Consider the following 13,589-nt stretch of genomic DNA (forward strand, 5'->3'; position numbering starts at 1 on the left):
ACCATGACGCAATACTGGCTGGGGTTAGATTGTGGCGGTAGCTGGCTGAAAGCCGGGCTGTATGACCGCGAAGGCCGGGAGGCAGGCGTGCAGCGCCTGCCGCTATGCGCATTAAGCCCGCAGCCAGGCTGGGCAGAGCGCGATATGGCAGAACTGTGGCAATGCTGCACTGCCGTCATTCGCGCCCTGCTTACCCATTCCGGCGTCAGCGGGGAACAAATTGTCGGCATCGGTATCTCCGCTCAGGGAAAAGGCTTGTTTTTACTGGATAAAAACAACAAGCCGCTCGGTAATGCTATTTTGTCCTCGGATCGCCGGGCGATGGAAATCGTTCGTCGCTGGCAGGAAGATGGCATCCCGGAAAAACTCTACCCATTGACCCGACAGACCTTATGGACCGGGCATCCGGTGTCATTGTTACGCTGGTTGAAAGCGCACGAACCGGAACGCTACACGCAAATTGGCTGCGTGATGATGACGCACGACTACCTGCGCTGGTGTTTAACCGGCGTCAAAGGTTGCGAAGAGAGCAATATTTCCGAATCCAATCTCTACAATATGAGCAGCGGTCAATATGACCCGTGTCTCACCGACTGGCTGGGGATCGGTGAAATCAACCACGCCCTGCCACCTGTTGTGGGATCTGCCGAAATCTGCGGGGAAATCACCGCTCAGACAGCCGCACTGACTGGTCTGAAAGCGGGTACGCCCGTTGTCGGCGGTCTGTTTGATGTGGTTTCTACCGCACTCTGCGCCGGGATCGAAGACGAATTTACCCTCAATGCGGTGATGGGCACCTGGGCGGTGACCAGCGGCATAACCAGCGGTCTACGTGACGGTGAAGCGCATCCGTATGTCTATGGTCGCTACGTTAATGACGGTGAATTTATCGTGCACGAAGCCAGCCCTACTTCTTCCGGCAACCTCGAATGGTTTACCGCACAGTGGGGAGAAATCTCGTTTGCAGAGATCAACCAGGCGGTTGCCAGCTTGCCGAAAGCCGGTGGCGATCTCTTTTTCTTGCCGTTCCTGTACGGCAGCAACGCCGGACTTGAGATGACCAGCGGTTTCTACGGGATGCAGGCCATTCATACCCGCGCGCACCTGTTGCAGGCCATCTATGAAGGCGTGGTGTTCAGCCATATGACTCACCTCAACCGAATGCGCGAACGTTTTACTGATGTTCACACCCTGCGCGTGACTGGCGGCCCGGCGCACTCCGATGTCTGGATGCAAATGCTGGCGGACGTCAGCGGCTTACGTATCGAGCTGCCGCAGGTGGAAGAAACCGGCTGTTTTGGCGCAGCACTTGCCGCCCGCGTCGGCACCGGGGTTTATCGCAATTTCAGCGAAGCCCAACGTGACTTACAGCACCCGGTACGCACCCTGCTGCCGGATATGACCGCCCATCAGCTTTACCAACAAAAATACCAACGCTATCAGCATCTCATTGCCGCACTTCAGGGTTATCACGCCCGCATTAAGGAGCACACATTATGAGCCGACCACTTCTGCAACTGGCCCTCGACCACTCATCACTTGAAGCCGCGCAGCGCGACGTGACGCTGTTAAAAGACAGCGTCGATATTGTTGAAGCGGGTACCATTCTCTGCTTAAACGAAGGGCTTGGCGCGGTGAAAGCCTTGCGCGAACAGTGCCCGGACAAAATCATCGTTGCTGACTGGAAGGTCGCCGACGCTGGTGAAACACTCGCGCAACAGGCTTTTGGCGCAGGCGCTAACTGGATGACCATCATCTGCGCCGCGCCGCTCGCCACGGTAGAAAAAGGCCACGCGATGGCGCAACGCTGCGGCGGTGAAATCCAGATAGAGCTGTTTGGTAACTGGACACTGGACGACGCCCGTGACTGGCATCGTATTGGCGTGCGGCAGGCCATTTATCATCGTGGTCGTGATGCACAGGCCAGCGGGCAACAGTGGGGCGAGGCCGATCTGGCACGCATGAAAGCGCTTTCCGATATCGGCCTTGAGCTTTCCATTACTGGCGGGATTACCCCTGCTGACCTGCCGCTGTTTAAAGAGATCCGCGTGAAGGCGTTTATTGCTGGGCGGGCCCTGGCAGGCGCAGCAAATCCGGCGCAGGTGGCTGGCGATTTCCATGCGCAAATCGACGCTATCTGGGGAGGTGCGCGTGCGTAATCATCCGTTAGGGATTTATGAAAAAGCGCTGGCGAAAGATCTCTCCTGGCCTGAGCGGCTGGTGCTGGCAAAAAGCTGTGGCTTTGATTTTGTCGAAATGTCGGTGGATGAAACCGATGAACGGCTTTCACGCCTTGACTGGAGTGCCGCACAAAGGGCTTCGCTGGTTGCCGCGATGATCGAAACGGGTGTTGGGATCCCGTCAATGTGTCTGTCTGCCCATCGCCGTTTTCCTTTTGGTAGCCGTGACGACGCGGTACGCCAGCGAGCACGGGAGATCATGAGTAAAGCGATTCGCCTGGCGCGTGATCTCGGCATTCGCACCATTCAGTTGGCAGGTTATGACGTCTATTACGAAGACCATGACGAAGGCACGCAGCAACGCTTTGCTGAAGGGCTGGCGTGGGCGGTCGAACAGGCTGCTGCCGCGCAAGTGATGCTGGCGGTGGAGATTATGGATACCGCGTTTATGAACTCCATCAGCAAATGGAAAAAATGGGACGAGATGCTCGCATCGCCGTGGTTCACCGTCTACCCGGACGTCGGCAACCTCAGTGCCTGGGGCAATGATGTTCCCGCTGAACTAAAACTGGGCATTGACCGTATTGCCGCAATCCACCTGAAAGACACTCAACCCGTTACCGAGCAAAGCCCCGGACAGTTCCGCGACGTGCCGTTTGGCGAAGGCTGTGTCGATTTTGTTGGCATCTTCAAAACGCTGCATGAGCTGAACTATCGCGGATCATTTCTGATTGAGATGTGGACCGAAAAAGCCAAAGAGCCGGTGCTGGAGATTATTCAGGCGCGGCGCTGGATTGAAGCGCGTATGCAGGAGGCGGGATTTACATGTTAGAGCAACTGAAAGCCGACGTGCTGGCGGCGAATCTGGCACTTCCCGCTCACCATCTGGTGACGTTCACTTGGGGCAATGTCAGCGCGGTAGACAACACGCGGCAATGGATGGTAATCAAGCCTTCCGGTGTCGAGTACGACGTGATGACCGCCGATGATATGGTGGTGGTTGAGATAGCCAGCGGCAAGGTGGTGGAAGGCAGCAAAAAGCCCTCGTCCGACACACCAACGCATCTGGCGCTCTACCGTCGATATGCAGAAATCGGTGGCATTGTGCATACCCACTCGCGCCACGCCACTATCTGGTCACAGGCCGGGCTGGATCTCCCCGCCTGGGGCACCACACACGCCGATTATTTTTATGGTGCAATCCCCTGCACGCGCCTGATGACCGCAGAGGAGATCAACGGCGAGTATGAATACCAGACCGGCGAAGTGATCATTGAAACTTTCGAAGAACGCGGCAGGAGTCCAGCGCAAATCCCTGCGGTGCTGGTGCATTCTCACGGCCCGTTCGCCTGGGGAAAAAACGCCGCCGATGCAGTGCATAACGCCGTGGTGCTGGAAGAATGCGCCTATATGGGCCTGTTCTCGCGCCAGCTTGCGCCGCAGCTTCCTGCCATGCAAAACGAACTGCTGGATAAACACTACCTGCGTAAGCATGGGGCCAATGCTTATTACGGGCAATAATCTCTCACGCCGGGGCTTCATCGCCCCGGTACTATGAATTGATATGCTCCCGATTACATTGCGCACAAAAATCAGAAACGTTTAACGCAGGCGATTATAGTTACCGACCAGTTCATTATAAGCTTGTAATGATTTCGGATATGAGTCCTCGACCATCCAGCTTGTGTTTGCGTCCTGAAGTTTCTTTTTATCCCAGTCAGAATACGGGACTTTATCTCTGATACGACGAACATATTTTTTAGATGCAATTTGATATCGGTCTGCTGCCCCTGTGAAGAGAGAATTCATACTGTCTTTACTCACTTCTTTGGCTTGCGCCACCAGCGTTTCAAGTTCAGCCACTTTCTTCATTGCCGCTTCTGCATCAAACTTCTCTTGCGATATCAGGTTATTAATTTGTTTCGCTGAAATCATGGCAGCCAGAGAGTAGTAGTGGAATGTTTTCCCTTCTCTTTGTTCAATATTTTTCAGTTCTACAAGCTGACGCTTATCATTAATTTCCTGAATTGCCGCATGATAAGATTCTGCTACAGGTTCAAAGGCTTCAAGATTTTTTAAGAATGTCTGGTGCAGCGTTTTCCCTTTGGCAAACGCATCGTCTTTATAATTTTCCTGGGTGTAATATTTATCCATTTCGTTAATGGTATTACCCAACGCCACGGCAGCATCAATATAACTCACCGCCACGCCATCAATAGGTTGCAGCGCAGGCGTTAACGCCACGACTCTTTTTATTCCTTTTTGACACTCAGAGAGATTGGATTCACTAATGCTGTAGATGCCATAAACAATGCTCTCTTTACCCGTTGGCCCCTGTTTAAAATCTTTCAGCCAGTCGGCATAACGCGCCAGACTGCTCTGTACAGGGATCTGTAACTTGTTGTAGCACTTAATATAGACATCCATTTTTTCGTCGAAAACCGCTTGTTCATCGACCACCGGTTGCGCAGGCGTTTCAGGTTTAGCTTCTGCTTTTGCAACGGGAGCTTCAGTAGGTTTCGCTTCAGGAGCTGGAGCGGCAGGTTGACTATTGGCGGGCGGGGGAGTTTCTGTTTCGGCTTTTTTATCATCACATCCGGTGATACCGAGGGCCATTATGCCGATAATAATAGCTGAAGATAATAAATTCCTTTTCATTTAATTGCCTTATAAATAGATAAAGAAGAGAGTGAATATAATAAAGGAAAAAAGAAAGCGTCACTACACGCGTTTTGTTTATAAATAAATAGATACAATTCACTGAATGAATAAGTCCTGTAATTTCATATATAAATTACAGGACTTAATTCAATTAACAGTTTAACCGCTGCGGGAGAGAAGTTTCTGCCCCCCGTTATTTAAATCTGCATTACATCCCATAACGTTCAGAAATAGCAGCATGTTTCTCTTCATTCGCTCCGACTTCTTTGGCAAGACGCCACCAGCACAACGGATGTTCCCAGTCAGCGGTCAATTCGTGCAAGGTCTTATCGATATCACCTTTAGAAACTGAACGCGGTGCGCTAATAACAAAATAGAATGCGGGCAGCGGATCAGCGCCTTCTCCCTGATGACTATCGGTTAACGTATAGTCATCATTACTGTTGCTCCAGTAGTACCAGTTTCGTTCACGAAGCGCCTCACGGAAGGCATTAAACTGTTCTTCACCAGGCATGACACCTTCGCAGAACCAGGACTCGCCGTACTCGGTCGGGATAATGGTTTTCAGACACCCATAAAGTGGCGTGAAATTATTCTGCTCTTCTTCGTCTTCAGGTCGGGTGTTCAACATTTCTGCATCGAAAACCACAACCTCATCAACATGTTGCGGATAATCGGTGCGGTAAGTTGGCTCAATGATCCTTGCTGTTACCGGCCCAATACGTTGAGCATAGTAATAGCGGTATTCATAATTTTCCCGGAAGCGGATGTTTAACAACCCCCATTTTTCATCAATAAAACCTTCGCCTTCCGTGAGTTCGATTTCCAGTTCAGTAGCAATAGCACGCACCTGATCCCATTGTTGCAGGATGCTGGCGGTCGCCATGATATCCCACTGGAGATTACGAATATCTTCTTCACGGCTAATCATCAGTTGCTGCAATTGTTGTAAATAATCGAGCTGTCGATCCCAGGCTTCCTGTTTTTGTGCTGCCCAGGAGCACATGCGATAAACGCCAACCCACTCACGCCCTTTTTCGTGTTGCAGCAACTGTTGCCCAATCGACTCCAGTTCACTCCAGTCTTCCTGTTGGTTGATCACTCGCGCGCGGAACCACAAGGCCATATGTAGCAGCCCCGCCTGTTCATACTGCTTCGCCAGATGCTTGATAGTTTGCAGATCGTCACGGTGGAGCAAGAGATCCAACAGATCGAAGCAAAGTCCATTATCTTCCTGAAGATGGCTTTCAACGTAGCGTTGCAGGAGTTCAATCGATTCATCAATCGCATTGCAGGCGTTTAACGCATTGACCAGCTTGCCCAGCAATTCCGCATCATCAGGCGTGTTCAGATAAGCGCGGCGGAATGTTTCTACGTCTTTTTCTGGATCTGGTTGCGTTTCTTCATCGCTATTTTCAGGTACTTCTACAACCGGACGAGCCAGCAACTCTGCTTCTTTGGCGGCAATTTTTTCACTCAGTTCGAGAAATTCGCGATCGACGCCCAGTAACGCGCGTAATTTTGGCATGTGTCGCTGGGCCAGTTTCATCGCTATTTTGGCAACCCAGACGGATTCACGCTCCAGCGCCAGGGTAATTTGCAGTTTCGCCAGATCAACCACTTTGCGGTGCGCCCCGGCCTGTGAGCGGTGCTCCAGCATTTTTTGGATGATGCGCGCCAGTTGCCAGCTGTTTCTTTGTGGATGACGGGGAAGTAACACGGTGATTATCTTCACCCACATGCCCCACGAATAGGGGGTCAGATCTGACCAACGAGGCAATTCCTCCCAGACCTCTTCGTCCTGCCCACATAACGCCATGATGTACAGTTTTTTGAGGTGATAACTGATGCGATCACGTCCCCAGTAATCGTTCTCTTTTGCCAGTTCATCAATTAATTTACGTGCTTCATCGTAACGTTGCAGTTCAATCAAAATATCGGCACGGGTATTCAATAATGCTTCAATCTCATCATCACCGGATGCTTTAACCGCGTCGATTTGCCGATCCAGGTACGCCAGTGCCTCTTCTACCCTTTTGGAATCTATCAGTGCGCTGGCATATTCGGTGGACAAACATTGAAAACAGCTCCAGGTCGGATCAATGCGCGCAATGGTTTCTTCACATACCGCCATGCGTTCATTCGCCCAGCCTGGGCCATCGATATTTTCGTAGCAGGCGGATAAATCCTGGGTAACGCAAATGGATTGCGGGCAATCTTTTGCCTCTTCCCGGTGCGCTTTTTCAAACAGCGCTACCACGTCTGGCAGCACTTTTTCGCCTTCTTCATAGTTAGTCAGGCGATGACGCATCTCCCAGTGACCGATAAATATTTCCAGCCACGGATTTTTAGCTACTTGATTCAGCGCTTTCATTTCCGGCAATAGCGAATCGCATTTTTCTATTTGCAGGTGCAAAACACTTTCTGAAAAATCATCAATAAGCTGCGGAATATATTCTTGCCCGGTATCGCGCAACTCCTGACTATATTTGTTGTACCACTCCCATGTATCCATTTTATTTTCCTTGATTAATTAAGACAGGAATAACCTGAGTAAAATCTTCCAGTGCCTGGTGTAAATCCCACTGCTGTTCTTTATTACCGCTGGAGCACAAAATCACTTTCAGCGATTTTAATAACCGTAATGCTGCCGCTGGCTGCTGATGCTGTTGTAAGGCCGTCACCAGTTGCATGACACAGGGGTTATTAAGATTGATATACAGACTTGAGGTTTTCGTTTTTTGGATTTGCGAGGTAAATTGCCGCGCCAGCATTAACGCTGCGGTACTGATGCGTTTATCTGCGTCATCCTGTTCGAGAATTTGTTTTAATTCTGCTTCCCGGTCTGGCGTGACCACGAGCGGTAAAACCGCTGGTTCGAAGCGAGAGATAATTAATTGCTCGCCATCGCAGAGATGCTCTTCCAGATAAGCCACCTGCTCTTCGGGTAATTCTGCCAGGCTGAACAACTGCTCATTACCTGTTTGCGTACCGACTTCGATAATCCGGCAGTGATATAACAGCGCCCAACGGCGTAAAAATGGCACCACCGCATAGCGATCGCCACGGGCTACAGGCCGTTGCAGAATGTGGAACAACATCTCTTCAAAACCGCCGTCGCGGCTTAACAGAATATGAATGCTGTTATTAACGCGTAAGTCCTTCGCCAGCAGCGCGCCTTTTGACGTTGGCACCTGCAAGCGATCTTTGAGCAAATCAAACAGGCGGTCATCACACAATGCCGCGCCCAGCAACGCTTCGTTATGGCGCGCTAACACACGCCGCCAGATTTCTGGCTGGTTTTGTGCAAGATCGGACAAACCAGAGATCAGCGCCTCTTTTAACGCCTCCTGCACCGCGACCCAGGTTTCGTCCCGCTGGAGATCTTCCCTGCTCGCCGTCGGCGTCAGTTTCGATGACTCAATCACGCCGCCAATAAATCCGGCCCAGGGCGGTAACAACTCACGCGCTTCGTCATCGAGTAACATGCCGCGCAAAAACAACGACAGGTTGCGGTTATCGCTGGTGCCGTAGGTTGCGCCATCCTGAATCCATAAAATCCCGACCGCGTCGCTCATTCCCGCTGGCACAACCGGAATGGTGCAAATCGGTTCGAAGGAGGATTCAAACTGCGCGGCAAAGGCGAGATTTTTACGCTGTACCAGCGCGCGGTGCATGGTTACGCCTTCGGGAGCAACTTCACGCCACGGTGGTTGAAGTTTATTTACCGGCTCGCTGGCATCGCCGACATAGACCGGTTCGTGCAGCAATATGCAGTAGCGGGAAAGAACGCGGTTCAGCAAATTGTTACTCGCCAGATGGCTGTACTCTTCTTTGAGCGTCAGAATCACCTGCGTACCCGTTTCCGAGGACTGATGCGGCGTAACGGTATATTTTTGCCCGTCAGTAGAGTGGTATTTCCAGCTCTGATCCGGCGTTTGCCAGGATGTGGTCAACACCGTGACCTCTTTTGCCAGTACAAAGGCCGACAAAAAACCGAGGCCGAACATACCAATTAAACCGGTGTTATCATCCTGCTGGCGCAACATTCGGGTATAACCCACCCCTACTGTCGCCAAGAAGCCGTGTATTTCGCTTTCTGTCAGACCCGCACCGGTATCGGTAATGGTGATGGTGGACTTCGCCACGTCAGCCACCACACGAATTTGGTTATCCTTTGGCGCATCGGGCTGCTCAATCCTGCGGCGCACAATCGCATCATGGCCGTTCTGCACCAGCTCGCGCACGGCAACCACGGGTGTGGAGTAAAGATGCTTACTGAGCACCTCAATTAAGCCGTTTAAATTAACTTCAGTAGAATATGAACTGCCAGGTAACTGTAATGTACTCATTTTTCAATACTCATAATCCATCACCCACTATTGAAAATACATTGCTGTTTTTACAACCGGTGCAAGGTTTGTTATTTGCATTCATTCATCAGAAACATTTATTTATTGACGCGATGATTAAAACAAAATGTCTTATATAAATAATGATTAATTCTTAAAGGATTAATGCGGCTGGAGTATATCGATATGAACCGGAATTAACGAGATAATTTATTGTGGTGAAATTATTATTTAAATGGTGAATAATATATTGAGGATTATTTAATAAAAAAATAAAACCGCAATCCAGAATCAGAATTGCGGTATTTCTTTAATTATGAATCAAACGCTGCGGATGCGTATAAACCGTTGCCCGACCCGGTTTACAAAAGCCCACCAGCGTCAGATTACAGCGTTCAGCCACTTCTACGGCCAGTGTGGTCGCGGCAGATACCGCAAACAAAATCTCTACGCCGCACATCGCCGACTTTTGCACCATTTCATAACTGGCACGGCTGGAAACCAGCACCGCACCTTGCTGCCAGCTTTCACCTTCTTGCGCCCGGCGGCCTAACAGTTTATCCAGCGCCACATGGCGGCCCACGTCTTCATGTCCGCCTGCCAGTTCGCCAGATGGCAACATCCAGGCGGCGGCGTGGGTACAACCGGTCAGTTGCCCCACTGGCTGGAAATCATTGAGATGACGTAATGCATCATCCAGTTTGTTGAGATCAAACGTCTGGGTGAACGGCAGCGGCTGCACCGGTTTTCCGATGTCGTTAAGCTGTTCCACGCCGCATACACCACAGCCCGTGCGCCCCGCCAGCGCCCGACGACGCTCTTTCAACCCCATAAAGCGGCGACTGGAAAGTTCGATTTGCACTTCCAGACCATTACAGGAAGGAACAACATCCATGCCGAAGATATCGCGTGGGCTTTCGATAATTCCTTCGGAAAGCGAAAAACCGAGCGCAAACAGTTCAAGGTCTTTGGGCGACGCCATCATCACCACGTGCGAAATGCCGTTGTAGACCAACGCAACGGGAACTTCTTCCGCCACCTCGTCTAACCGTGGGTGTTGTAAATCATCACGGCGCCATAACTCAATTTGACGCACCCCTGTGATATTTGTCACATTTTTGATTTCTTTTTGCTGTGTTTTTTTCACTTTCTCTTAACCAGATAAGAACACACACACCAAGATTATGGTATTCTGTTACAAACCCTTCCTGGATGGAGGGAAATTGAGCCAATTCTGGACCTTTGCGGCCCCTTCCGCAAAGAAAAATAACTCCCACTCCCTGCACACTCAGCAAGCGAATGTAAATGGGACGTGACAATGTCGAAACAAGGAGCAATCCATGCAGGTCAGCAGAAGGCAGTTCTTTAAGATCTGCGCTGGCGGTATGGCAGGCACCACGGCAGCGGCACTGGGTTTTGCACCCAGCGTAGCACTCGCGGAAACCCGGCAGTATAAACTGCTGCGCACCCGCGAAACCCGTAATACCTGCACCTATTGTTCCGTAGGCTGTGGGCTGTTGATGTACAGCCTCGGTGACGGAGCAAAAAACGCCAAAGCATCTATCTTCCATATCGAAGGCGATCCGGATCACCCGGTCAACCGCGGTGCACTTTGTCCGAAAGGCGCTGGCCTGGTGGATTTCATCCACTCCGAAAGCCGTCTGAAGTTTCCGGAATACCGTGCGCCAGGTTCTGATAAATGGCAGCAAATCAGTTGGGAAGAGGCGTTTGATCGCATCGCCAAACTGATGAAAGAAGACCGCGATGCTAACTACATTGCGCAAAACGCCGAAGGCGTGACTGTTAACCGCTGGCTCTCCACCGGGATGCTGTGTGCTTCCGCGTCGAGTAACGAAACCGGCTATTTAACGCAAAAATTCTCCCGCGCGCTGGGTATGCTCGCGGTCGACAACCAGGCGCGTGTCTGACACGGACCAACGGTAGCAAGTCTTGCTCCAACATTTGGTCGCGGTGCGATGACCAACCACTGGGTCGACATCAAGAACGCCAACCTCGTCGTGGTGATGGGCGGTAACGCCGCTGAAGCTCACCCGGTCGGGTTCCGCTGGGCGATGGAAGCCAAAATTCACAATGGCGCGAAGCTGATTGTGATCGATCCTCGCTTTACGCGTACGGCGGCGGTAGCTGACTACTATGCCCCTATTCGTTCCGGTACTGACATTGCTTTCCTGTCAGGCGTATTGCTGTACCTACTGAACAATGAAAAATTCAACCGCGAATATACCGAAGCCTATACCAACGCCAGCCTGATCGTGCGTGAGGATTACGGCTTTGAAGATGGCCTGTTCACCGGCTACGACGCGGAAAAACGCAAGTACGATAAATCCAGCTGGACCTACGAACTGGACGAAAACGGCTTCGCCAAACGCGATACCACGCTGCAACATCCGCGCTGCGTGTGGAACTTGCTGAAACAGCACGTTTCCCGCTACACGCCAGATGTGGTTGAAAACATCTGTGGTACGCCAAAAGACGCATTCCTGAAAGTCTGCGAATATATCGCCGAAACCAGTGCTCACGATAAAACTGCCTCGTTCCTCTACGCGCTCGGCTGGACGCAACACTCCGTTGGCGCGCAAAACATTCGTACGATGGCGATGATCCAGCTGCTACTCGGCAATATGGGCATGGCAGGCGGCGGCGTTAACGCCCTGCGCGGTCACTCCAACATTCAGGGGCTGACGGACCTGGGGCTGCTGTCGCAGAGCCTGCCAGGTTACATGACGCTGCCAAGCGAGAAGCAGACCGATCTGCAAACCTACCTCGCCGCCAGCACGCCGAAACCGCTGCTGGAAGGACAGGTTAACTACTGGAGCAACTACCCGAAATTCTTCGTCTCCATGATGAAGGCCTTCTTTGGTGATAAAGCGACGGCGGAAAATAGCTGGGGCTTTGACTGGTTGCCGAAGTGGGATAAAGGCTACGACGTCCTGCAATACTTCGAGATGATGAAAGAGGGCAAGGTCAATGGCTATATCTGCCAGGGCTTTAACCCGGTTGCCTCATTCCCGAACAAAAACAAAGTGATCGGTTGTCTGTCGAAACTGAAGTTCCTCGTGACCATCGACCCACTGAATACTGAAACCTCCAACTTCTGGCAGAACCACGGTGAGCTGAACGAAGTTGACTCGTCGAAGATCCAGACCGAAGTGTTCCGTCTGCCATCGACCTGCTTCGCGGAAGAGAACGGTTCAATCGTTAACTCCGGTCGCTGGTTGCAGTGGCACTGGAAAGGTGCGGACGCCCCGGGGATTGCGCTGACTGACGGCGAGATCCTCTCCGGTATCTTCCTGCGCTTGCGCAAGATGTATGCCGAACAGGGTGGCGCGAACCCGGACCAGGTGCTGAACATGACCTGGAACTACGCCATTCCGCATGAGCCATCTTCAGAAGAAGTGGCGATGGAGAGTAACGGTAAGGCGCTGGCCGATATTACCGATCCGGCAACCGGTGCGGTTATCGTCAAGAAAGGCCAACAACTTAGCTCGTTCGCCCAACTGCGCGATGACGGTACGACCTCCTGTGGCTGCTGGATTTTCGCCGGTAGCTGGACGCCAGAAGGCAACCAGATGGCGCGTCGTGATAACGCCGATCCGTCTGGCCTCGGTAACACGCTGGGCTGGGCATGGGCATGGCCGCTTAACCGCCGCATTCTGTATAACCGCGCCTCCGCAGACCCGCAGGGTAACCCGTGGGATCCGAAGCGTCAGTTGCTGAAATGGGACGGCACTAAGTGGACCGGCTGGGATATTCCGGACTACAGCGCAGCGCCTCCGGGCAGTGGCGTCGGGCCGTTTATCATGCAGCAGGAAGGCATGGGACGTCTGTTTGCCCTCGATAAGATGGCGGAAGGTCCGTTCCCGGAACACTACGAGCCGTTTGAAACGCCGCTGGGAACTAACCCACTGCATCCAAACGTTATCTCGAACCCGGCTGCGCGTATCTTTAAAGACGACGCCGAAGCTCTGGGTAAAGCCGATAAGTTCCCATATGTCGGAACCACCTATCGTCTGACCGAGCACTTCCACTACTGGACCAAACACGCGCTGTTGAACGCGATTTTGCAGCCAGAGCAGTTTGTGGAAATCGGTGAGTCGCTGGCGAATAAACTTGGCATTGCCCAGGGCGATACCGTGAAAGTCTCCTCCAACCGTGGCTATATCAAAGCCAAAGCGGTGGTGACCAAACGTATTCGCACGCTGAAAGCGAACGGCAAAGATATCGATACCATCGGTATTCCAATTCACTGGGGCTATGAAGGCGTTGCAAAAAAAGGCTTTATTGCCAATACGTTAACGCCATTCGTTGGTGATGCGAACACGCAGACGCCGGAGTTTAAGTCCTTCCTTGTGAATGTGGAAAAGGTATAACGGAG

General features: G+C 51.8%; 9 protein-coding genes. 5 read left to right on the forward strand and 4 right to left on the reverse strand.

Going from position 1 to position 13,589, the window contains the following annotated elements:
• Positions 1 to 3: 3 nt before the first annotated feature.
• The 4 genes from lyxK to araD are packed head-to-tail and all read left to right on the forward strand — an operon-like array spanning position 4 to position 3,701.
• Positions 4 to 1,500 carry an L-xylulokinase gene (lyxK, locus tag FEK46_RS02475; RefSeq protein WP_135559169.1) on the forward strand — a complete coding sequence of 499 codons (1,497 nt, stop codon included), beginning with the start codon at positions 4 to 6 and terminating at the stop codon, positions 1,498 to 1,500.
• Entirely contained in the window at positions 1,497 to 2,159 is a 663-nt protein-coding gene (ulaD, locus tag FEK46_RS02480; protein ID WP_135491269.1) for a 3-keto-L-gulonate-6-phosphate decarboxylase UlaD, read from the forward strand. The genes lyxK and ulaD overlap by 4 nt, the downstream gene beginning before the upstream one ends.
• Positions 2,152 to 3,012, forward strand: coding sequence for an L-ribulose-5-phosphate 3-epimerase (locus FEK46_RS02485; protein WP_135493127.1), 861 nt, complete (start codon positions 2,152 to 2,154; stop codon positions 3,010 to 3,012). Before ulaD ends, FEK46_RS02485 begins: the two co-directional genes overlap by 8 nt.
• Positions 3,006 to 3,701: an L-ribulose-5-phosphate 4-epimerase gene (araD, locus tag FEK46_RS02490; protein ID WP_135559168.1), complete on the forward strand. Its 696-nt coding sequence runs from the start codon at positions 3,006 to 3,008 to the stop codon at positions 3,699 to 3,701. The genes FEK46_RS02485 and araD overlap by 7 nt, the downstream gene beginning before the upstream one ends.
• Before the next feature lie 81 nt (positions 3,702 to 3,782).
• Here araD and FEK46_RS02495 read toward each other — a convergent pair whose 3' ends face one another.
• The 4 genes from FEK46_RS02495 to fdhD all read right to left on the reverse strand — a co-directional run bounded on the left by FEK46_RS02495 (position 3,783) and on the right by fdhD (position 10,340).
• Entirely contained in the window at positions 3,783 to 4,838 is a 1,056-nt protein-coding gene (locus FEK46_RS02495; protein ID WP_135559167.1) for a YiiG family protein, read from the reverse strand.
• A gap of 211 nt (positions 4,839 to 5,049) precedes the next feature.
• A complete protein-coding gene (locus FEK46_RS02500) occupies positions 5,050 to 7,356 on the reverse strand; it encodes a tetratricopeptide repeat protein (protein ID WP_135559166.1) in 2,307 nt (768 codons plus the stop codon).
• Position 7,357: 1 nt separating this feature from the next.
• Positions 7,358 to 9,193, reverse strand: a complete 1,836-nt coding sequence (locus tag FEK46_RS02505) for an ATP-binding protein (RefSeq protein ID WP_135559165.1) — start codon at positions 9,191 to 9,193, stop codon at positions 7,358 to 7,360.
• A 310-nt stretch (positions 9,194 to 9,503) separates the two neighbouring features.
• Entirely contained in the window at positions 9,504 to 10,340 is an 837-nt protein-coding gene (gene fdhD / locus FEK46_RS02510; RefSeq protein WP_135559164.1) for a formate dehydrogenase accessory sulfurtransferase FdhD, read from the reverse strand.
• A 193-nt stretch (positions 10,341 to 10,533) separates the two neighbouring features.
• Between fdhD and fdnG the strand changes: the two genes are divergently transcribed.
• Positions 10,534 to 13,584: a formate dehydrogenase-N subunit alpha gene (fdnG, locus tag FEK46_RS02515; protein WP_130209998.1), complete on the forward strand. Its 3,051-nt coding sequence runs from the start codon at positions 10,534 to 10,536 to the stop codon at positions 13,582 to 13,584.
• The last annotated feature ends 5 nt before the right edge of the window (positions 13,585 to 13,589 follow it).

Source organism: Escherichia sp. E4736 (genome assembly GCF_005781225.1).
In the GTDB taxonomy this organism is placed as follows: domain Bacteria; phylum Pseudomonadota; class Gammaproteobacteria; order Enterobacterales; family Enterobacteriaceae; genus Escherichia.

What these genes read in the sequence shown, in the direction of transcription:
- lyxK (WP_135559169.1), top strand. Translation starts at nt 4, where the DNA reads ATGACGCAATACTGGCTGGGGTTAGATTGTGGCGGTAGCTGGCTGAAA.
- FEK46_RS02505 (WP_135559165.1), bottom strand. Translation starts at nt 9,193, where the DNA reads ATGAGTACATTACAGTTACCTGGCAGTTCATATTCTACTGAAGTTAAT.
- FEK46_RS02500 (WP_135559166.1), bottom strand. Translation starts at nt 7,356, where the DNA reads ATGGATACATGGGAGTGGTACAACAAATATAGTCAGGAGTTGCGCGAT.
- FEK46_RS02495 (WP_135559167.1), bottom strand. Translation starts at nt 4,838, where the DNA reads ATGAAAAGGAATTTATTATCTTCAGCTATTATTATCGGCATAATGGCC.
- ulaD (WP_135491269.1), top strand. Translation starts at nt 1,497, where the DNA reads ATGAGCCGACCACTTCTGCAACTGGCCCTCGACCACTCATCACTTGAA.
- araD (WP_135559168.1), top strand. Translation starts at nt 3,006, where the DNA reads ATGTTAGAGCAACTGAAAGCCGACGTGCTGGCGGCGAATCTGGCACTT.